This window comes from Peribacillus sp. FW305-BF15 (assembly GCF_058783805.1).
This window is the reverse complement of record NZ_JBYSYV010000007.1, coordinates 39,645-62,752: the sequence shown is the minus strand read 5'-3', so window position 1 is coordinate 62,752 and position 23,108 is coordinate 39,645. Positions and strand designations below refer to the sequence as shown.

Sequence of the window (23,108 nt, the reverse complement as noted above, 5' to 3'; positions counted from 1 at the left end):
TATAGTCCTCCTAATGCTATTTCACTACTGAAAAAGTTCTGTTCTTTCTTCGATTTGCTAAATTGATTACAAATTCTTTAAGTTCTTTTATTGAAAAATCATCATAAGAGTTTAAAAGATACTGTATTTCTTCTTCCTGTTCCAGTACCGCTTTTCCTATAAAGATTTTAGGGAAAACAGCTTCACTATGAACCTCTTTCTCCCCTAAAAGTTCTTCATACATTTTCTCACCTGGTCTGATTCCAGAAAACTCGATTCCAACTTCCTCTATTGAATAACCAGATAACTGGATAAGGTTTGTTGCTAAATCAACAATCTTAACAGGTTCCCCCATATCAAGAACAAATATTTCTCCACCTCGAGCCAAAGAACTTGCCTGAATGACTAATCTGGATGCTTCGGGTATAGTCATAAAATACCTTGTCATATCTGGATGGGTGACCGTTACTGGTCCACCAGCTTGAATTTGTTTTTTAAATAAAGGAATGACACTCCCTCTGCTTCCTAAAACATTTCCGAAGCGCACCGCAACAAATTTTGTTGAGCTATTTTTTGCTAACTGCTGGATGATCATTTCAGCAATGCGCTTGGTCGATCCCATGACGTTTGTTGGGTTAACGGCTTTATCAGAAGAAATCATTACAAACGCACCTACACCAAAAGTATCTGCCGCTTCCGCAACATTCTTTGTACCAAAAACATTATTCTTAATAGCTTCACGAGGATTGTATTCCATAAGTGGAACATGTTTATGTGCAGCCGCATGGTAAACAACATCAGGCCTATAGGTTTCCATCACTTCAAAAATTCTATCTCGATCTTGAATATCTGCAATTAAAGGTATGATTTCAATTTGATCTGCATATAGCTTTTTCAGTTCCATGTCAATTTGATAAATGCTATTTTCTCCATGTCCTAGTATTATAAGAGTTCCTGGAGAGAATCTGCATATCTGACGGCATATCTCCGAACCAATAGATCCTCCAGCTCCAGTTACTAATATGGTCTTACCAGTTACATATTCAGAAATACTATTAATATCTAATTCAACAGGTTCTCTTCCTAAAAGATCTTCTACTTCCACTTCTTTAAACTGATTAACCGCTACTTTTCCTAACATAATATCTTCAAGCATCGGCATGATTTGTGTTTTTGCATCCGTTTTCACACATTCATCAAAAATGACCTTCAATTCTTTCTTACTTAATGAAGGAATCGCAATAACAATATTATCTATATGATATTTTCCAACCATTTCCGGGATATGTTTTGAGTTGCCGACAACAGGTATTCCTAATATGTCTAGCTTATCTTTTTTTGGATCATCATCAATGAATGCTACTGGTTTTAGTTCCGTATCATGATTATTAAGAAGCTGACGTACAACCATGGTTCCAGCAGAACCGGCCCCGATTACCAATGTGTTTTTGGTTTCCTTCTGATTATTTATCAAACGGTCACGCAGCATTCTCCACGAAAAACGGGAACCGCCAATAAGGATGACGTGCATCATCCACGTCAATGCCATGGCCCTTACATAAACATCTTGAAAAACGATTAACTGGATGGCGATAACTGTGATAACCGATAGGCTTACGGCTTTAACGATGGACAATAACTCTCCAATACTCGCATATTCCCAGGCCTTCTTATACAGTTTATAAATAGAAGCAAAAAAATGATGGCTGATTAATAGAGAGACTGATGTGACTAAGAGTGTTGGTAATTTAAATATTTCCAAATAGGGATACAAGAATAAATAACTTACATAAATGGCCGATAATACTATTAATGAGTCCAATAGGGCCAGAAGTGTTAATCGTTTTCGGTAGGCCAACCACATTTCCCCCTTTAATATTGTTTGATTTACTCTCTATTAAATACAGTTTTTACGAATTGTCATTTTTATATAAAAATGAAATATACTGTGTAAGTTTCTTTTTGTTTGCCTTTTTTTAAGTCCTTATGACCTTATGGTTATTTGTCGTTGAACGGGTTACTAATCTGTATGAAGGTAATTTACCAATCTATAATTTACATCCAGTAGATATATAACGTAGGAAACATACATGATGGCAAAATTTTTTCTACTATGTAACTTTTCCTAATAATCTATCTTTCTAAAATATTCCCAAAATTCTCTTTTTGAATGGCACCGGTTTTTCAACAGCAGGGCATTGGTCCTTTAATAACTGTTCAGCGTTTTCTTTGAAATAAAATGTACGTTCTATTCCATATGCTTTTTTTATAGTTTCATAGGCTTGTTGTAACGTGAATCCTCGCGATCCTATATTATGAGCATCTGTTGCAATAAAATGAGCAAGATTATGTTCCACTATTTTATTTGAAAATGATTTAACATTTTTGCCAAAGTGACCGATAATACTACCAGATGTAAGTTGAGTTAAGGCACCTTCTTGGACCAATTCAAATAATAGTTTAGGATTTTCAATCAATTCCTTATTTCTCTCCGGATGTACGATAATCGGTGTGATTCCTTTAAGCAGCAGCTCATATATCACTTCTTGTGTGTATGTAGGAACCCTTCCAGACGGGAGCTCCAGCAGCATATATGTACCGTTATCGTCTAACGTTAGAATTTCTTCCTTTTCAAGTGAAGTAAATATGTCCCGGTGTATTCTTACTTCTTGTCCGAGATGGATGGTAAGTGGAATATTGTTTTGGTGTAAATTCTCATTTAACATCACTGCCCGGTCAATGATGTTACTTTTAACATTTACATATTTCTCATTTAAGTGATGTGGCGTGGCAAAAATATGGGTGATTCCTGCTTCTACCGCTTTTCTTGCCATATTCATGCTTTCATTCATGTCCGCAGATCCATCATCAATCCCTGGGAGAATGTGACAATGTATGTCAATCAAATTTCATACACTTCCTTTATAAAACAAATAGAAAAAAGCCCGACTTCTAAAAATAGGAATTATTACCCTGACTAATAGTAGCATATAAAACTGCCATTAAACAGGGTCTTATTTTGTCGAAAATTGTTTTATTTCGTTAGGATTGATAGTAATAATAATTGCTGTTATCTGTTTCAACACCATTCAAAACGACTCCAAGCAAGGATGTGTTAGCTTTCATTAAAAGGTCCTTTGCTTTTACTGCACTTTGTTTATTTGTCTTGCCGCTCGCCACTACCATGATCACGCCATCACATTTATTGGCCACAATCTGGGAATCCGGCACTACTAGAACCGGCGGTGTATCAAAAATGATATAATCATACATTTCTTTTAGGTCATCAATGGCGGATTCTATAGCTTTGGAATTTAATAACTCTGAAGGATTAGGCGGTATCGGCCCACTTGATAAAATGTCTAAATTAAAAACATTTGATTTCAAGATAGTTTTTCTTAAATCCATTTTCTTTGTCAATACGCTAGTAAGTCCATGTATATTACTAAGGTTAAAAGCATAATGAACCGATGGTTTCCTTAAGTCCGCATCCACAAGTAATACTTTTTTCTCTTCTTGAGCAAGCACAATCGCTAGGTTGGCAGCTGTAGTCGATTTCCCATCATTAGGCTCCGATGAAGTAACCACAATCGTTTTGATTTCTTTATCCACTGAAGAGAATTGTATGTTTGTCCTAATTAATCGATATTGTTCAGTAATAGGTGATTTAGGATTAGTCTGTGCAATTAAATTCACCTGTTTTTCATCTTTACTTCTCAAAAATCCCACTTCCTTTCTTAATGTCAACTGAATGGTTCTTTATTTATGTTGCGATATTTTCTGAATAGATCCAAGTAATGGCAAGTCAAGGAGTGTCTCAATATCCTTCTCGTCTCTAATCGTATTATCCATATACTCCAGTAGGAATGCCAAGCCGACTCCAGCCATCAATCCGATGACCACCGCAATAGCGATATTCAATAATGGAGAAGGTTTTACAGGAGTAGGATTTTCCTTTATTTCTGCCTTAGCAAGTATGCTAACATTGTCAACTTTCATAATATCTTTGATTTCCTTTTGAAAAATTGAAGAAACCGTGTTGGCAATCTCTACTGCCTTGGCGGGATTACTATCTTGAACCGTTAATGAGAAGACTTGCGAATTTTCTTGACTGTTAATCGTGATTTTTTGACTAAGTTGATCTACACTTTGGTCTAGTTCAAGCTTATCAATGACCTTCTCCAAAATGGCAGGGCTTTTTATGATCACACTGTATGTATTGATCATGTCGATATTAGATCGGATTTGTGTAGAGTCCAATTGGTTTTCCGATTGTTTCTGATTAACGAGAATCTGTGTTGAAGATTGGTAAACTGGTGTTAATAAGAAATAAGAAATTGATCCACTAATCAACGCGGCAATCAATGTCAGCAGCATGATTAGCTTCCAACGTTTCTTTAATGTTTTAAAAATATCTTTAATACTAATAGTTTCTTCCATTTCATCCTCCTGATATGTTAAAAATGACCTATTGCATTATACCATAATATTACCTATATTTATGTATTTTCAAGGAAATTTTCATAAAACTTACAATGAATGAATACTTTTCAAATCCCTTAGTAATATTACAAAAAAGAAAACGGTAATACAAATGAAATAATTGTCATTTTTGAAATATTGCATTTATCACATCTAAATAACTCATTTTCCAGAATATTTGTGACTTAAATTTCAATAAACCTAAGTATACACCTAATACCATATTTTGTTAGGCACGCATGTATTTTAACAACATTTACCATAATAAAAACCTAACTAAATGCCTACCAACACAGGAAAATTCGTTTATATAGATACTTGTGTCAAGTATTTTAGTGCCTAGTTATCATTAAAAATGATAGGAAAATGTGTAAACTGAAAGTAATAGTTTAAATTAGTATATTATTTTCATATTAATGGTTAGGTGTGGTCAAATGATAGGTTACCGAGTTAAGTCGCTTAGGGAAGAAAGGAAAATGTCAATTACTGAACTCTCCGCAAAATCCGGCGTTGCCAAATCCTATATAAGCTCACTGGAAAGAAACCTTCAAACAAACCCTACTATTTTAGTTTTGGAAAAAATCGCTAGAATCCTTTGTATTAAAGTGGATGCTCTGTTGAATGAACAAGCAGACAAGAGCATGGATGAAGAGTGGTTGGAAATCATGCAGGATGTTATGGGTTCAGGTATATCGAAAGAAGAAATGCGCGAATTTATTCAAGGTAGAAAGTGATGTCTTTAAGGTTTGAGAAATTATGATACCGCTTTCTTTTAGTGCAATGAATAAAATAAAAGGGGGAAACGTGGATATAGCCACGTTTCCCCCTTTTATTTATACTACATTAACTTAAAATATTCCTGTATCACCTCGAACCATATGTAATGCCCTTGATCATTGGGATGGATATTATCATTCGTCAGTATATCAGCCAATCTCATATTCTTTTCCTTTAGCTTCTTTTCTATTCCTTCTTTGCTATTCATATAGGTCCATTCATTCTTATTGATGACCTGCTCGGAAGCTTGAATATAATCAGAATAATTCAATCCTAAACTATTCTCCGTTTTATCGTTTGCAACTGGATTTGGCGAAAGTATTAGAATTTTGGCATTCGGCAACTCTTTTTGTAACTTTGCCATGATGCTTTCCAAATCTTTTTTTGTCTGTTCCAAGCTTAATGATTGATAATGATTATTTATCAGCGAATTTTCAAAAATAATCAGATCGGGATCATCTTGTATGACCGCTTCAATTTTCTTACCTTCCAGCAAATCCTCTGTTGAATACCCCTCATGTCCATGATTAATGAAACGTAATGTTTCCAGATCATCACGGTCAGCGCGCAGACTCTTCTCTAAAAGCCCTGCCCAACTATTGGAAGTCTTACTTGCCCCGGTTCCGGAAGTACCATTACTCCCCACTAAGGAAACAATAACCCTATCTTGCGTTAGCGACTTATAATGCAGGTAATCTATTAGCGGCTGCTGTTTATTATTTTCCGGTTTTAAACTTTGGATTAATGCTTCCCTTTCTTCTTTTTCCTCTTCTTTCACTTTTGCTGCAGCTTCTCTAGCCTCTCCCCCTGCTGCCTGACTTATGTTTTTCCAATGCAGATGGCCAAAAACCAGTACTGCTAAGCAAATTCCAGCGATAATGACTAAACCATATTTCCTCATCTTTACCTCCCATAATAAATGAACATTAGTGACTGACATGGAAGCCTTATAAAATAGAGTAAAACTCTTATTTTTGTACTGCTACTGGAGCTCTATTTCACTTTTTTCGGTTATTTTTCTCTCATTAATTATAACTATCAAATTTTTTGCGATAAAGAATATTCTCCCAATTTATTCCGACAACACTCGACAATTAATTTTTTATCCGACAGATTTAACTTGTCTGCTTTCTCTTAAGGTTTAAATTGTAAAGTAATTGCCTCAAATGTCTCATATACAAGGAAAGCGCTTTCATTTATAATTATCACAAGAAAACCAAGCCGAGAGGTGTGTTCTATATGGTAGGTGAAAATGAAGGGAATTTCTTTAAAGGACTTTTGTTTGGTACATCTTTGAGCATACCGTTATGGATTTCTTTTATTGGTTGGATTAAATTGATCATTAATAGTTTATTTTAGAGCCCAAGGGCTCTTTTTGTTTTGCTTTGGTAGAGACGAACCGTGCGAGCATTCAAACCTAATACTAAAAACGAATCTCCTTCAATTTTTTAACCCCATGTAAAGTATGTTATGGTTTTATTTGTTTTAAGTAATGTTATTGTATTTCCTGTTTCCCTCTCTCTTTTTCGTTGTATGATAGAAAAAAAAGGAGTTTTGGGAATGATTATTCTGCAGTATATTGGAAAAGTTTTTTCATTCATGCATAAGGATATACCGGAAACTCATGTTAAATGCCATGTTTGTGCAGGTACAGGTGCCTACGATATTTATACAGATTGTCTTACCTGTAATGCAAAGGGATTGATCAGTAAAGTAGAGTATAATAGGAGGCTTGAAGAGGGTGAAATTTAATGAATTTCATGAAGTCGATATATGTAATCCAAGAAGCAATATTGGCTATTGCTTCTTTTTTTGTCCCCAAAACAGTACGGTTTCCCCCTCCATTAAAGGATATTTAATATCAGGGAGATACATATGATTAAATTAATACATGTTTTATATTCAGCTAAATCTTAATAGTCCCAAAAAGACTTTCCATCGACGCATTATCCAAACAGTTTCCCTTGCTGGTCATGGATTTGGTTAGCCCAAGTTCCTTCACTTTGTTTTGAAATTGCGGAAGGTTATATGGGAAGCCTTGGTCAGAATGCAAGATTGCACTCGGGTGAACTCGTGATTCAGAGCCAGCCTTAGCTTATTTAATTACATAAACGATAATCATATCTAATGAAAGAATCCCTTGGGAATTTCAAGGGATTCTTTCACTAGTTTTGTGCAAAGACTTTTCTGTAGCTTTCTACAGTACCAAAGTCATTTTCATAAATTATACTGCTTTAATTTCAATTGCTACTGTTTTATTTCCTGACTTCTCACTAGTATTATCTTGTGTTCTGTAAACAGGTTTTTTTAATACTCCAATTATACAAGCTGTAATAATTGAACCAATTAAAATACATACAATGTATAACAATGGACTGCTTGCAGCAATAGGAATTACAAAGATTCCGCCATGAGGAGCCTGTAAAGAAATTCCTAATGCCATACAAATCCCTCCACCAATTGCTGAACCAACAATATTTGCTGGAATTATTCTTAATGGATCACTTGCAGCAAACGGAATGGCTGCCTCAGTAATAAAAGATGCCCCCATAATATAAGCCGCTTTTCCTGCGTTGCGTTCTTCCAGTGAGAATTTATTTTTAAATAGTGTTGTTGCTAATGCAATCCCTAATGGAGGAACCATTCCTCCAACCATTAGTGCAGCAGATGGTTCGTATATTTGATTTGCAAACATCGCTAAGCCAAATGCTGATGCTGTTTTATTGATAGGGCCGCCCATATCAGATGCCATCATTCCTGCCAAAAGCGCTCCTAATAAAATTGCATTCGAACCAGTTAAACCATTTAACCAACCTTGTAACGACTCATTAATCCACGCCATCGGACTATTTATTACAAAGTGCATAATAAAGGCTGTTACAAACGTAGCCAACAAAGGAAGTATAAGCACCGGTGAAAGACTTTGTAATGAATCTGGAATGCCTTTTAATAATTTTTTCAATGCTAAGATTGTATAACCAGCAATAAAACCTGCTATCATACCACCTAAAAATCCTGAACCACCAAGTGTCGCCATCATACCACCAATCATACCTGGTGCTAAACCTGGACGATCTGCAATACTATACGCAATATATCCTGCTAGTACTGGAACCATTAGTGCAAAGGCTGCACTGCCACCTGCTGTACCTAGAAAAGCGGCGAATGCATTATATTCTGAACTATTCGGGTCAGAAGCATGAATGCCAAACATAAAGGAGATTGCGATTAATATACCGCCAGCAACAACAAATGGAATCATAAAAGATACCCCATTCATTATATGGCTGTATATTTTAGGTTGTTTTAATCGTGTTTTTTCTTTTGCTTCCTTTAACTTATTGTTCCCCTGATTTAAAACCGTACCTTTTCCAGAAATAGCATCTTCAATCAAATCCTTAGCATGATGTATCCCATTTTTAACAGACGTTTTAATGACCTTACGATCACCGAAGACATCCATGTCCACTTTAACATCTGCAGCAACAATTATGCCATCTGCTTCATCAATATCTTGTTGAGTTAAACTGTTCTGTATTCCTGTCGATCCATTGGTTTGAACTTTTATTTGAACGCCAAGCTCCTCAGCGGCATTTTTTAATGCTTCTGCAGCCATAAATGTATGTGCTATACCAGTAGGGCATCCAGTTACTCCGACCAATTTCTTACCAAAATACTTCTTATCATTCGCATCTACTTGTACCATTTTTTCTTCAGCATTTACAAATAGCTGGACAACTTCATGACTATCTTTGGCAAGAATGAGCTTAGCTCTAAAGGTTTCATCCATTAGAAAAGTGGAGATTTTAGATAAAGTCTTTAAGTGCTCAGTTGAAGAATCCTTGCCGGCTGCTATCATGAAAAATAAATTACATGTTTCAGAACTATACTTAATTCCACTTAAAGATCTTCCCATAATAATAGCGGGCGATTTAACTCCAGCCGATTTTGCATGTGGAATAGCAATACCAAACCCTACTTCTGTTGGAACCTGATCTTCTCGTGCCCAAATATCCTGTTTAAATTGTTCAAGATCATGTAAATATCCGTTTGAATTTAATTTTTCTGCAAGCTCATTAATTAAGTCCTCTTTCGTTTCAGCAACTAAATCTAATATTATGTTTTCTGGCCTTAAGACACTAGAAGTCATCATATCTATCCCTCCTATTAAATTTCTCCTAATTTATAGAGTGATGCTTTTCCAGTTGAACCAAATAGATCCATTTTCTTCTTTACTAATTCAATAGCGGCCTTCGTTGCTTCAGGCATTAATATATCTGGTTCGTAAGCATTTGGATTTTCATCAAGCGTAGCTCTTAATTGGTTATAAAACGCTCTCTTCATATCTGTTGATAAATTAATTTTGGCAATACCATGCTTCACAGCTTGTCTTATTTCTTCATCTGGGTTGTCTGATCCACCGTGGAGAACTAAAGGAATGTTTACTTTTTCATGAATCTTCCTTAATCGATCAATTTTAATAGAGTGATCTTTCGTTTCTGGGTATAAGCCATGTGAAGTTCCAACAGCAACAGCAAGCGTATCAATTCCTGTTGTTTCAACAAAAATGGCTGCTTCATCAGGATTCGTATATAAGATCTCATCTGCTCCGCCTTCTGAACTGCCCTCATTACTTCCAATAGTACCTAGTTCACCCTCTACAGACACACCTACCATATGAGCAAGTTCTACTGCTTTTTTTGTTAATGCCATATTTTCTTCAAATGGTAAATGTGATGCATCCATCATCACAGACGTATAGCCATTTCTAATAGATCGAGTAATATCTTCGATTGTTGCCCCGTGGTCTAAATGAATAACAAAAGGAACTTTAGACTTTGACGCAGCCTCGCGTACATAGGCCACAAATTCATCAGTCACTAAATTTATTTCATTCGGGTGAATTTGAAGTATAGCAGGAGATTTTTGCTCCTCTGCAGCACTTACTACAACTTTGACAAATTCGCTATTTGCTACATTAAATGACCCGACTGCAAATTTATTCTCATAAGCTACTAAAAGTAAATCTTTCATATTCATTAACATTTTTATTCCTCCTAATATTATTTGGAAGACCAAACTTCCAAAAACTCATCATAATTGGTTACATTCAATAATTTTTCTGTCATGTTTGTTTGCTTAAACACATCATGAATCTCTTCAAAAAACTTTGTATTATTTACCTTTTGATTTTTTGGAGGGATAAATAGAAAGATAATTTGAGCCATTTTGTCTCCCCACAAAATTCTTTGTTTATTTATTGCTACTAACACTCTTAATTTAGTGTTATTTCCACAATCAAATGGATGCGGCATGGCCACTAAATTACCAATATTAGTACTCGACATCTTTTCTCTTTCATTAATGCTTGTATACAGATGTCGAATATCTCCAAACTGCGTAAGAGTTTTTAATAAATCTATTTGATTCTCTTCATCTAAGAAATAAAGATCATTCGGAGATAAATAGTACTTTAGTAAGCCACGATTCAATTGAATAGAAATAGTCTTCATATCTTCATTTGTAATCATTTCACTAATACGAATACAATTTTTCACATTTCGGTGTTGCTCCTCAAGGATTACACTAGTAGTTACTATAGTTTCTATCTCTTCAGGAATTAAATGGATTTCATGATTTGCAAATAAACCATCAATTTTAATATTTGGGAAGTATAAATTTATTTTTCTTTCTATTAGCTTACCTACTAACGGATTTTTCCCATAAATAATTGCAATACTTTTCCTTGTTTCTTGGGAATTTTCAAGAATATTCATAACATGCAGTGTCAAGTAACCGATTTCATTTTCTGGTATCTTTATATTTAAGCAAAATTGTAATTCTTTCGCTAAAACCACTGCAATATTATAAGCATTCATATATTCCGACTTTATTTGAGAAATAAATGGATTCTCTAAAGGAAAGTAATATTTTAATGGATATAATGACTTTGTAATATGTACCAATAGGCGATTAAATAACTTTTCATTCTTTCGACTTGAAAAACCATATCGATCCCCAACATTTTTTATAACCGCTTTTACTTTTTCCTCTATTTCATCTGAGTGTTCATGCACAGTTACTTCATTTTCCTTTGGTAATATTTGCAAAGAAATTAACAGGTAGCATAAATACTGATATTCATATTCGTCAAACGGTACATTCATTTCCTTAGCTAATCGACTAAGGATTAACTTTGCTATTTCTAATTCTTCAAAGCACGTATTATCTAACTTCATGTCTTTTTCAGCAATTTTTTGATGAAGGCCTACTCGTTTTAAACTAATCATTATGTTCACACATATTGAGAATAGTTCTTCAGAGCTTAGTAACAAATTGTACTTAGTGACTTCTTCTTCAATACAAGAATATACTAATTGAATGGAGGCCTGACTAAACCAATCACCAAAATAGTATTGCAGCGCTTCATCAAGAGACATTCGCTTTAAACAATTTGTTGTTACTAACTTTTTTAGTAATAGACGTTTTTCTACTTCACTTCCCTTAAGCCTTACCCCTTGAAAGATAATTGCTTCAACCTCAATGTTCCATTTTTCGGCTTGGATTATTTGAAATAATCTTTGTACGTCTTTCCTAATTGTTTGAGTAGAAAAATAAAGTTTTTTTGCCAGTTCATCATAAGTTATAAAACCAGTTTCAGATAAAAGTGTTTTTATAATATGAAAAGCTCGTTCTTCGTAATCATCTTCATTTTGCTGAATACTTGATAAATCCCCAACTAATTTATACCCTTTTTGAGTACTACCAGTAATTATTACTTTATCTAAAAAAGTTTCATTTATTTCCTTAATGTCATTTCTGATTGTTCTTGTCGTTACATTAAATAGATTAGCAAGTTCGCTTCCACTTACAAAGTCATCGTTAGATTGTTCTAAATATTCCAATAACTTAATGTAACGTTTTTTCATTGGTATTTCCTCCTCACACTTATATTAATGTAAGCGTTTCACTTTTACCAAGCCTATACATTTTCCTAATAGTTAGGAAGTGTTTAATACTAGGATGATGTTATAATAGACCAACGAAGGAAAAATGGTCGAAGAACTCTATCCAATTTGGAAATAAAACGATACCGTATACACTCACGAGAAGCCAACGTCTCAAACCATTTTATATTTCTGTAGATTAGCAGGGCGTGTCTGTCATAGCTCCTTCTAATATAGATGTAGTAAAACACCTATTGGATTCCAATGATATTCAATTTACTATATCCTGATCGTTTTCTGCCATGGCAACTAAATACACACAAAGGGAATTCTTCTCTAATGAGGAACACGTGGTTTACATATAGAAAGAGATGAATTACGCCTAGCTTCAGCGTCATAAGAAGATTTTCATAAGGAACATAAGGTTGGTGTAAGCAAATTGCTCAATAAATTTTATTCCATTAGTGCAAGCCAATAAACCATACCTCTCCAAGACTGTATGATGCAAGGAATTACCGGTGCAAACCCAAAGAATGAAGGTTGAAAAAATTGAAGAAAATATCAGTCATCTTAGTTATTATTGTAGGCTCCGTAATGCTGTTCAAATTATGGAATCCTTTTTCACCTCCCACCCCGGATCGGTCTTCTGAAAAGACAGTAGAGCAATCTACAATCCGGAAACCTTTTACGGAAGAAATATTGCAGCTTTTGCAAAAAGACTACAAAACAATCCCAGTATCAATCCCACACGGAAGTGATGCAAGTAAACAAATTCAAAAAGCATTGAACACTGCAAGAGATTCGGATACGCCTATTAAAATACTATTGCCTAAAGGAAAATACACACTGAAAAAACCATTACACATTTATAGTAATACATGGCTTAAAGTTCCAACTAAAACAATTCTGCAAAAAGCTGACTCAAATAATGACATAATGTTGTTGAATGGAGATTTTAAAGCTACCTACCATGGTTATAATGGAAATTCCAACATTATTATAGATGGCGGGATTTGGGACGCTGGGGGAGCGGATATAAAACTACGAACTCCTTCTGTGTTTGGTTTTGCCCATGGTCATAATATCCTTATCCGGGATACCGTGTTAAAGAACATAGTAGGTGGCCATGCGATAGATTTAGCAGGTAATAAAAATGTTCTCATACGAAATAGTAAGTTTTTGGGATCTCGTTCGAGTAATGATGATTACACAGAAGCCATTCAGATTGATGGGATGATATCTGATAAAGCATTTCGACGATTTGGGAGTGTAGACTTTACTATAACTAAAAACGTTAGGATAGAACATAACTATTTTGGGAATTCGCACGTAAGAAATATGAATCCGTGGGGGGTTGGCGTAGGCAGCCATTCAGCGTCCCATAATAGACCATACACAAACATTCAAATTATAGACAATACCTTTGAAAAAATGACATATGCAGCTGTACGAGGACATAATTGGAAAGACATTCTTATAAAAGAAAATCAATTCATAGAATGTGCACAAGGAATTCAGATTGATAGTCTAGGTAACTATTACTATTCGAAGAATGGAAAGGATAAAAGCTCAAAAGGGGCATTAGTGATTGCTAAGTTTGAAATACACAATAATGAATTCGTGGATACATTAGGTTCCCCAATAGTTCTATATGGGAAAACTATAGAATTCAGAAAGAATGTGAATGCTTCTTCAAATTCCTTTATTAATTCACCCTCAAAATCATTAGAAACAAATACTGCAGCTGATTAGCCGGTACCTAATCCATAGATAAAAACCCCTAGTTCAAATCCTAGGGGCTTTTATTTTTACCGTTAAAATTTTAAACTAACGGCATTTCAAGTTTTCACCTTAATATATTTAACATGCTCATGCCAATCCGGCCAACAATTGGATTTTGCTTGTACTTTCTCCAAACATATTTAAGAAGGTAACTTCTTTTCAAGACTTTTAGAATTCCATCCGATTTAACAAGTGATTTTTCACGTTCACTGATATATTTATAAATCCTTGAGCTGTTATCGTGATCAACATGTTTAAAATAATTGTTTCTAATTGAACTGAATTCTTCTTTTTCTTTAAACCCATTGTTTATATAAACTCTTAATTTATCAACTAACTCTGAAGAGTTGTAAGCAACCTCTCCAAAAACATCATTTCTTAAATCCATGTAGCTACCCTGATTCTCTATATATTTATCCAAATCAAAATGAAAGAAGAGAACGGGTTTCTTTTGATAATATGTCTCCCAGGCTACGCTAGAGTAATCTGTAATCAATAAACTTGAGCGCATAATTAAATCATTAATTTTTGCCTCGCCAAATTGTATAACATTAATATGCTCATGAGAACTAGTGAAATTTGCAACGTACGGCATAAATTTTGGATGGACATAGAAGTTTAATGTGATATCATTTTCCTTTAATAATTGGGAGAGCTTTTCTGATTGTATTAAACTGTTATATTCATGATAATAATCAGATAAAACAAATTTATCATCCTCTACCTCTTCAAGCCAATTTCTCCATGTAGGCATTAAGAAAATCTCTTTTTTTGTATTTTGAAGCGATTTATCCTCTAATGCATCCCATCTTGACAGGCCTGTAACAATGACGTTTTCTTCATTGTATCCAAAATAGCTTTTTACGATTTCTTTTTCAAAATCAGAGGATACTACAAATAGGTCTGCACCGTTGGATGAATTTGCTTTAAATGTATTATCGACTCTTTTCAAACCTAGTACTCCATGTTGTAAAAACACATATTTCTTCTCATTTAAAAACTCCCGGATAGCTCCTTGGGAAACCCTCCATGCATACCCGTGACCTTTTGTCTCCGAAGATACAATTAGCTTTGATCCAAGTAATAGGAGGAGGTGTTTGACACTCATAAAATAAACGATGCGCTTTTTATAGGGGGCTAAATTTTTTTCATCAGCTGATCCCTTTTTAATCACATAGTATATCTTTTTATTATAATGATTTTCATAACAATATTTGAAGAAATAGAAACTATTATCTTGAGCCGTTTCGGAATATTTTTCATGAATAAGCCAAATTGGCTTCCATGCAAAGTACCAACCCAAAAGAATGTATAGGAAATAGGCCGTATACTCGTTAATCTTATGCTTGAAAGACTCAAATTCACCTATTTGTCGATAGGTTAAACTCAGACAATCATTCATAGTAATATAGGGATAAATCATATATTCATCCGGGGTATTTATCGTATATCGAAACATACCATGTTTCAATTTTTTACTAATTAAATAATTATCATTGTTAAGACGTACATGGCGTTTATCACCATTACCTAGAGTAATTGTAATGAAAAAATCCCAATAAAATTGCTCTAATTCTAACTGACTAATATTTAATTCTGCTTTGACCTTTATACTATTCTTGTCCTGTGACACCTCTTTAGCACATGGGACCTGAATTACCTGGCTCTTATCCTGTCGTAACCTTAGTGTTACATGGTCTACTACAAAATCATTTGTTTCTTTTACATGAATAGAGGCAGTAAGTTGTAGTAATCCTTCCCTATTCATAGATACTTCATGAAGTTTTGTTTTTGCAGGATACTTTGAATTCATATACTGTTCTTCAGTACAAAAATATAATGAGAACTCGTTATCTTTTGTCAGATATGGTGATATACCTACGGCTTCATTTAGCATTAAATACCCTGCACGCTTATCTTTCTCTGACAAAGGCATAACGTTGTAGTTTCCTATCCGTCTGTTCACTTTCACGTGATCATGGGAGAGTTCCATATACAAATCCCAACGGCTTATAACAGCAATCTTATCTTTTAACTGTGAAGCCGGAATGAAGATCTGTTCTTTCCCCCCGGACACGGTCCTTTTTACATCAAGTGTTATTATTTCAGGCTCTTGTCTTTTCTTTAGATAAAATTCAACCTTATTTGCATGCTTCAATTCTTTTGACGATATATCAAATGTTATATATCCATCCTCAACCCTTAGATTTTCTGCATCCACTTGCCCTTTAATATGTTGAATAATCGTGGACATTTGTTTTACTTGTTTTCTTACAAGAAACTTCATTTCATCATCTTGGTATTTCACTTGAACATTTATACCATAGCGTTCTAGTATATGGCCTTTGGTAATTTGTAAATATAAGTTCCATTTTCCTTTTAGTGAAACCGAATGAAGGTCTTTTTTACTGACTATAAGAGTTTTTCCATCAGTATCTATATTCATGGGAAGAACAAAAACACTGTCCCCGCTTTTCATAACAAGTCTCGTATCTTTTATGTTATTATTTAAAGTCCCAGAAAAGTTGAGGAATACTTTTGTATCTGTTTCTTTTACACTCAATACTTGTTTAGAAAGACGTATAACATTATAACTAATGTCTTCCAGTTGCAGCATATTAGCGCTGTGGATAGATAAACCATTTTTTTCTGTTAGATAAGGAATAAAAGCCTGTGTTCCATTATTAATAATGGGCTTTAAATAGCGCATTAATTCAGATGCTGCACGTGCAGCATATAGGCCTATTCTCTTCTTACGAACATCTTTATTGCTTTCAACTTCAATAAAGAAGTCCCAACGTCCCTTGTCTAACCCTTCAAGTTCCTTTAAAGGAATTATAATTATGTGCTCCTTTAATAACGCTTTACGCTTGTAAGATACAATTCTTTTCTTATTACTATACCGACTTTGAATTTGAAGTTGAAATGTATCTATATTATCTAAAATTTCTTTAGCAAAAGTAATTTGTAGATTTACCCCATCCCAGGTGACATTATTAAATGCCAGTTCATTTTCTTTTCTCTCACGCATTTTGATACTCCTACTCCTCCTTATTTTCCCCATAGCCATACACTTATTATCTTTTGTATGATTAGCTCTAATTGTAAAGGGAAGCACTGATGTTGATTGAATTTTCTGATTTGATTAACATTGGCTCATATGAAGAGATAGCAAAAATTTTATTTTTTATTCATGTATTTCTTTTTCACTTTGTCATATGCTTTTAAAACTTGAGTTTCTGTATTTCTAGAAATTATTTTAGCTGGAATACCTACAACGGTGACATTATCAGGTACGTCTTTGGTTACTACTGAATTAGCACCAATTGCAACATTGTTGCCGATTTTGATACCCCCAAATATCTTGGCGCCAGGTCCTATGTACACATTATTTCCGATTTTAGGAACCTGACCTTTATGAGCTCCAATGTTAACTCCAGAATGAATTTCACAATTCTTACCGATTCGAGCCTTCTTATTAACAATTACAGAACCACTGTGAGGTATCTTTAACCCTGGACCGAAGGACACTGGATGTATTGATATTCCTAGCATAGATCCTACCTTTTTAAGTTTTCTCAATGACCTGTTATATCTCCACATGGAAAATGAACTGTTTAATTTCTTAGTCTTTAAATACTCTGATTTCCTAAGTAGACGTTGGAAATAAAGTTCTGGATGCATTACTTTATAGCTGTACTTCCACTTTTTCAACTTTCTTGCTACTAAATCAGATTCTAGATAAATGTTATAATCGTCACGATTCTTAATTGCCAAAATGCTCTCTCCTTGATGAAAGGTTACTGTTTCACTTTACTCTTTACGATTTTTCTCTAATTCCCACACGAAGAAAAAGCCAGTAGTAACTAGCCTAATACCTCTAGAAAGTCTCCGTGCGGGACAGAGAAATATAAATTAAATTAGTTAACCTGTAACAGCTCTTCTTTTTCTAAAATGCCTTTTAAATATCCAAGAAGATCTTTCTTTAACTCTTCATTTTGCAATGCAAATTCTATAGTAGTTTGAATAAATCCTAATTTCTCTCCGACATCATATCTTGTACCTTCGAAATCGTAAGCGAAAACACTTTGAATTTGGTTTAATTGTTGTATTGCATCGGTTAACTGGATTTCTCCACCAGCTCCAACCTCTTGTTGTTCTAATAACAAGAAGATTTCTGGTGTTAATATATATCGTCCCATGATTGCTAAGTTAGATGGTGCTGTACCTGGTGAAGGCTTTTCTACAAAGTTAAGAACTTGGTAACAATTACCTTCTTTCATTAGAGGATCAACAATTCCATAACGATGTGTCTGATTTTCAGGTACTGTTTGTACACCAATTACAGATGAAGAAGTTCTTTCGTACTCATTTATGAGTTGTTCCAAACAAGGTGTTTCAGCCTGGACAATGTCATCTCCTAGTAGGACTGCAAATGGTTCATTTCCAATAAATTTACGAGCACACCATACTGCATGACCAAGACCACGTGGTTCTTTTTGTCTTATATAATGAATATTTACCTTGGAAGACGCTTGTACCTTTTCAAGCAAGTCATTTTTCCCTTTTTCTAAAAGATTCTGTTCCAATTCGACAGCGTAATCAAAATGATCTTCTATAGACCGCTTTCCTTTACCAGTTACAATAATGATATCTTCAATTCCAGATGCTATTGCCTCTTCCACTACATATTGAATGGTAGGCTTATCTACAATTGGCAACATCTCTTTTGGAATGGCTTTGGTTGCAGGTAAAAATCTTGTTCCGAGACCTGCAGCTGGAATAATAGCTTTTTTAACTCTCATCTTTTGGTTCTCCCTCTCTTGTCTATAAGTAAAATCGTAATGTTTTTTTATCTTTTGCTTGGAAAAGAACCATATGTTGTTCAACCGTTATATAAACTCGAATATGGTTGTATATGAATCTTGTTTTAGATTTCAAAAATATCCCCAGTATTTTATACAAGAGTTTTTTTCTAAGAAATGGAAAAATATCTCGAATTTGAGATAGGTAACTCAACTTTTCATTAGTTTCAGTGTTTATTTATTCCTACTTCAAGGCATCTTAAAGAAGCTCGAACAACTGCTCCAATGAACAGCAAAATCGAGTTCGTTTACTTTGTCACAAAGGTTACCCTATAGCTAGAGCCTTGGTATAGTTCTGTAGAATTCAAGTTTTCAAGGTGAGAAACTTGAGTAAATAATATAATCTGCAAAATTTTTAGAGTATTTAACTATCATGATAATGCGATTTTATTACCGTTCCTTATTAAGCATCATCAGTCCCTAGTACGATGTACTTATTGTTACAACTTTATAAAAAAACAAGGGTCTTTTTAAACATAAAATATATTTTAACACACTTTTTACAATTAGTAACATTGTTTTAATAATTGGCATAAATGTGATGTTAATTCCCTTGGAATATGAGTGAAAATATGATTATTATTAATTGCAGGTGTGCACTTTACATTGAAGCAAGATTAGCCCGGCTTTCTTCCAATGATTCAAGTATTTCTCCTTGATGTTATATAGGGAATATAGACCAAGCGTTTAAACCTACCACATATCATACTTAGCCCCTTATAAAATTTGTTAGTTTAACAAATGATAAGTCTAAGGAGTGATACATTTGAAAGTGGAAGGTGTATATACTTATTTATGTGAGAATTGTTCAACACTGTTTGGCGTAGTTTCTCGTTTTTCTGTTATGGAAGATAAAGTTGATACACTGACGTGTCCCAAGTGTTCTAAGAAAGTAGCAGTTTGCATGGGAGAAGGGCATATAAATTACGTAAATCATGAAAGAAGGGCAGAAATAATAACGAACGAAACGGATGAGATTTCACAACTGCCGGAATTATTAACTGTAGAGCATTTGGCAGCTTATTTAAATGTTAGTGAAAGAACAGCTGATGAATACATGGGAAATCCCGATTTTCCTTTAATTCGTTTAAAAAGGTCCAAGAGGGTTTTCAGGGATGACTTTTTAGACTGGTTACAATCAAAGAAAGAATAAATGGTTTGGATTTTGTATGGCTAATAGAAATTTTTAAAAGCTGAGGTGCTACGTAATGGCAGCACCTTATTTGTTTTTTATTAAAACGACGATCCCACTTTCAATAAGATCTGATTTATTGAATTTCTGCAAAGCTGGAACGTCACCTTCATTACATTCATTTTCCTCGACTTCTTATCTTGTTTTGGCTATTGCTTATTTTTTGCCCAAAACGGTATCGTTCCCCCCTTCAATTGATACAAAAACAGCCCCCAATTAGATGATTGGGGGCTGTTCCTGTTTTTCTTTCACTTTTTAACTGTTACTTTTCTTGATTCGCTTACGTTTTTCGCTTTGTCTTTGGCATGAATATATAGGTTCTTACCGGCTTTTTGCTTAGGGATTCTAACCGAGAATGTGCCTTTAGTCGTTGCTGTTGCAGAGCCGATCACTTTTTTTGATGCTCTGATGTACACTGTGGAGTTAGCTTCTGCCTTTCCGGTTACTATTGTCGTTTTTGTCGTGACTGTGTTGACCGTCGGTTTACTTGGTGCCGTTTTGTCTGCGACGGTCACGGTTTTGATCGAGCTTATATTTCCGGCTTTATCGGTTGCTGTAACGGATAGGACTTTTCCGGCTTTTTGTTTTTTTGACATCGTTACGGTGAAATTCCCTGCGCTGTTGGAATTTGCTTTGCCTAGAACCGTTTTGCCGGTTTTAACGGTGACGGAAGAGCTTGCTTCCGCTTTGCCGGTTACTTTTACGGTATTGTCACCTACCGTATTTACGGACGGTCTTGCAGGAGCCGTTTTATCTGCCACTTTAAATGAAACGGGAATACTTTTATTTCCCGATTTATCGATGAGCCTAGTAGAGATGGTCGTGCCGGCTGTTTGTTTTGCGATGGTCGCTGTAAACGTTTTTTCGCCGTTGATCTTCACTGTGGCGAGTTGTTTTTTATCGGTATAAATGGAGACGGTCCCCGTTTTGAAATCAGCCGGGATTTTCCCATTGATCTTGGTGTCCTTATCGGATATCGCAGTCACGGACGGTTTGGTCAGCGTCTTCATTTCCAGTGCTTTTTTGGCATTGACCCGCCCGTTTCCATAGTAAATGTCTTTCCCTTTTGTACCTAGGTCCACGGCTGAATCATAGAGACGGTATTCAACCTCCGTTTTGTTGAGCTTAGGCTCGTGGGACCAAATCAATGCCGCTACACCCGCCACCATTGGCGTCGCCATCGATGTTCCGCTCATCCAGCCGTATTTACCATTTGGCAAGGTTGAAAGGATGTCATCTCCAGGGGCCGCAATATCGACTGTTGAATGGTAGTTGGAATAACTGGGACGTTTGTCACTTGAGTTAGTGGCAGCAACGGAAATGACGTGGCTGAATGCAGCTGGGTACACACGCTGGACATTTTTTCCCATATCCCCTTCATTCCCGGCAGCCGCGACGATGAGTACGCCTTTTTTATAAGCTTCCTGGACGGCCTTGTTCAAGGACTCCGAATAACTGGTGTCGCCTAAACTCATATTGATGATGTTTGCCTTCTGCTGAACGGCATAATGTATCGCGTCAATGATATCGGCCGTATCGGCATACTCTCCATCAAAGACGTTGATCGGCATTAGTTTAACGTTCGGGGCAACACCCGCTCCGCCTATGCCGTTGTTTGCAGAACCGGCAATGATGCCAGCGATATGCGTTCCATGCTCCCCTTTTGGGACGATATGCTTCCGATTGCGTATCGTATCATAGGCATTGACGATCCTCCCTTTTAAATCTTCGTGGTTACGATCGATGCCGTCGTCAATGATCGCCACGATTAGTTCCTTTGATCCCATTGATTTTGTCCACGCTGCACCCGTACCAAGCTTTTTATGGTGCCACTGGTCTATGTACGCTGGATCATTCGGGCTTTCCATCTTCTTGAACAGATAGTTTGGTTCTGCATATTCCACATCCTTCTGTTCTTCAAGTTCCTCGATCAGGTTATCGGTTGATTCCCCTTTAGGAACCTCCACCTTTTCTATCAACTCGTTGATCGGCTCATCGCTCGTCTCTTTGTACTTGACGATGACACCATCAGATTGCGGCGTCTCTTCCGCAGATGCAGAGTCTTGCTGGTAGATTGGCAGAATCATAAACAGTAATAATACCGGCAATATAGCCTTAATAAGCTTGTGCATACAATCACTCCAAAAAATATGATTAAGAATAGCTATCGATGAGGTTAGATCATGAACCAATTCTACTATTATTCCTAACTAGATTGTATACCGTCCGATTCGGTTTTACTAACCTTTTCATCTAGTTAAATTAACTTATTTACACAACAAAAAAAACGCTATAAAGCGGTCTCAGATTGTCGACAAAATGGGGTTCTATCTAATTTTAAAACAAAGGGGTTGACTGTAGACAAACTTGATAATAATTGATTACTTTAAAATTTGCACTTTGATTTCCACTCCAGGCACTCGCTTTCCGCGGGCGGTCCGTGAGCCTCCTCGACGCTTCGCGCCTGCGGGGTCTCCCCTGGACTCGCTTTTCCCGCAGGAGTCTCGAACACCCGCTCCAATCAACTTCGTTTGAAAAATTCAGATAGAAGCACTTTTGTCTAATAAAGAGAGTTCCGATTGGTCTAATCCTAAACTATGATTTTAAAACAAGACTAGATTATTCTTCATGTTTTTTACTGTAATCCTTATTGGATGGAAGAAATTTGCGACACTCCTGCCGAATTACTGGCTAGCCGAGACACAGGAGGCGCTTGCGCCGAGGAGGGTTGGCAAACAGTCGGCGGAAAGGGAGCGGATTTCTGAAATCAACTGGAACCTTTTTTTAAAAAAAACTTGCAAGCAAACTCGTTTTTCCTCGAATATATCTCCAGTCAGTCTGGGACTTCCGATTGGTCTAATCCTAAACTATGATTTTAAAACAAGACTAAATTATTCTTCATGTTTTTTACTGTAATACTTAATAGATGGAAGAAATTTGCGACACTCCTGCCGAATTACTGGCTACCCGAGACACCGCAGCCGCTAGGCGAGGAGGCTTGGCAGACAGTCGGCGGAAAGGGAGCGGATTTCTGAAATCAACTGGAACCTTTTTTTAAAAAAAACTTGCAAGCAAACTCGTTGT

The 23,108-nt window shown here is 35.6% G+C and carries 16 protein-coding genes; 4 read left to right on the top strand and 12 right to left on the bottom strand.

The genetic code is table 11. The annotated features are described in order from the left end of the window. Positions 1 to 16: 16 nt before the first annotated feature. The 4 genes from AC3WLU_RS09030 to AC3WLU_RS09015 form a co-directional block, all read right to left on the bottom strand. Positions 17 to 1,837 (bottom strand): polysaccharide biosynthesis protein, encoded by a 1,821-nt coding sequence (locus AC3WLU_RS09030; protein WP_492597150.1) that lies wholly within the window; start codon positions 1,835 to 1,837, stop codon positions 17 to 19. Positions 1,838 to 2,120: 283 nt separating this feature from the next. Next, positions 2,121 to 2,885 carry a tyrosine-protein phosphatase gene (locus tag AC3WLU_RS09025; protein ID WP_492597149.1) on the bottom strand — a complete coding sequence of 255 codons (765 nt, stop codon included), beginning with the start codon at positions 2,883 to 2,885 and terminating at the stop codon, positions 2,121 to 2,123. 136 nt (positions 2,886 to 3,021) lie between these two features. Beyond that, on the bottom strand, positions 3,022 to 3,699 hold the full coding sequence (locus tag AC3WLU_RS09020; RefSeq protein WP_492597148.1) for a CpsD/CapB family tyrosine-protein kinase: 678 nt from the start codon (positions 3,697 to 3,699) through the stop codon (positions 3,022 to 3,024). A 39-nt stretch (positions 3,700 to 3,738) separates the two neighbouring features. Then, positions 3,739 to 4,419 (bottom strand): YveK family protein, encoded by a 681-nt coding sequence (locus AC3WLU_RS09015; RefSeq protein WP_492597147.1) that lies wholly within the window; start codon positions 4,417 to 4,419, stop codon positions 3,739 to 3,741. Positions 4,420 to 4,895: 476 nt separating this feature from the next. On the opposite strand from AC3WLU_RS09015, the gene AC3WLU_RS09010 reads away from it, so the two are divergent. Further along, positions 4,896 to 5,195, top strand: a complete 300-nt coding sequence (locus tag AC3WLU_RS09010; RefSeq protein WP_369315734.1) for a helix-turn-helix domain-containing protein — start codon at positions 4,896 to 4,898, stop codon at positions 5,193 to 5,195. Positions 5,196 to 5,299: 104 nt separating this feature from the next. Here AC3WLU_RS09010 and AC3WLU_RS09005 read toward each other — a convergent pair whose 3' ends face one another. Then, positions 5,300 to 6,139 carry an SGNH/GDSL hydrolase family protein gene (locus AC3WLU_RS09005; protein WP_492597146.1) on the bottom strand — a complete coding sequence of 280 codons (840 nt, stop codon included), beginning with the start codon at positions 6,137 to 6,139 and terminating at the stop codon, positions 5,300 to 5,302. Positions 6,140 to 6,798: 659 nt separating this feature from the next. On the opposite strand from AC3WLU_RS09005, the gene AC3WLU_RS09000 reads away from it, so the two are divergent. Further along, entirely contained in the window at positions 6,799 to 6,990 is a 192-nt protein-coding gene (locus tag AC3WLU_RS09000) for a hypothetical protein (protein ID WP_048681418.1), read from the top strand. A 472-nt stretch (positions 6,991 to 7,462) separates the two neighbouring features. Here AC3WLU_RS09000 and AC3WLU_RS08995 read toward each other — a convergent pair whose 3' ends face one another. The 3 genes from AC3WLU_RS08995 to AC3WLU_RS08985 are packed head-to-tail and all read right to left on the bottom strand — an operon-like array spanning position 7,463 to position 12,167. Next, the gene (locus tag AC3WLU_RS08995) at positions 7,463 to 9,391 is read right to left on the bottom strand and encodes a PTS fructose transporter subunit IIABC (RefSeq protein WP_492597145.1); all 1,929 of its coding nucleotides are present in this window, start codon (positions 9,389 to 9,391) and stop codon (positions 7,463 to 7,465) included. Between the two features lie 14 nt (positions 9,392 to 9,405). Beyond that, entirely contained in the window at positions 9,406 to 10,284 is an 879-nt protein-coding gene (locus AC3WLU_RS08990; RefSeq protein ID WP_413001171.1) for a ketose-bisphosphate aldolase, read from the bottom strand. Between the two features lie 17 nt (positions 10,285 to 10,301). Next, entirely contained in the window at positions 10,302 to 12,167 is a 1,866-nt protein-coding gene (locus AC3WLU_RS08985; RefSeq protein WP_492597144.1) for a BglG family transcription antiterminator, read from the bottom strand. Between the two features lie 567 nt (positions 12,168 to 12,734). Here AC3WLU_RS08985 and AC3WLU_RS08980 point away from each other — a divergent pair. Further along, positions 12,735 to 13,937, top strand: a complete 1,203-nt coding sequence (locus AC3WLU_RS08980; RefSeq protein WP_492597143.1) for a right-handed parallel beta-helix repeat-containing protein — start codon at positions 12,735 to 12,737, stop codon at positions 13,935 to 13,937. Positions 13,938 to 14,031: 94 nt separating this feature from the next. Here AC3WLU_RS08980 and AC3WLU_RS08975 read toward each other — a convergent pair whose 3' ends face one another. The 3 genes from AC3WLU_RS08975 to galU form a co-directional block, all read right to left on the bottom strand. Beyond that, positions 14,032 to 16,998, bottom strand: coding sequence for a CDP-glycerol glycerophosphotransferase family protein (locus AC3WLU_RS08975; protein ID WP_492597142.1), 2,967 nt, complete (start codon positions 16,996 to 16,998; stop codon positions 14,032 to 14,034). Between the two features lie 149 nt (positions 16,999 to 17,147). Next, positions 17,148 to 17,744, bottom strand: coding sequence for a serine O-acetyltransferase (locus AC3WLU_RS08970; RefSeq protein WP_034308732.1), 597 nt, complete (start codon positions 17,742 to 17,744; stop codon positions 17,148 to 17,150). 143 nt (positions 17,745 to 17,887) lie between these two features. Then, entirely contained in the window at positions 17,888 to 18,772 is an 885-nt protein-coding gene (galU, locus tag AC3WLU_RS08965; RefSeq protein ID WP_440438817.1) for a UTP--glucose-1-phosphate uridylyltransferase GalU, read from the bottom strand. 832 nt (positions 18,773 to 19,604) lie between these two features. On the opposite strand from galU, the gene AC3WLU_RS08960 reads away from it, so the two are divergent. Then, the gene (locus AC3WLU_RS08960; RefSeq protein WP_492597210.1) at positions 19,605 to 19,985 is read left to right on the top strand and encodes a helix-turn-helix transcriptional regulator; all 381 of its coding nucleotides are present in this window, start codon (positions 19,605 to 19,607) and stop codon (positions 19,983 to 19,985) included. A 287-nt stretch (positions 19,986 to 20,272) separates the two neighbouring features. On the opposite strand, the gene AC3WLU_RS08955 is transcribed toward AC3WLU_RS08960, so the two are convergent. Next, positions 20,273 to 22,156: a S8 family peptidase gene (locus tag AC3WLU_RS08955; protein ID WP_492597141.1), complete on the bottom strand. Its 1,884-nt coding sequence runs from the start codon at positions 22,154 to 22,156 to the stop codon at positions 20,273 to 20,275. Between the last annotated feature and the right edge of the window lie 952 nt (positions 22,157 to 23,108).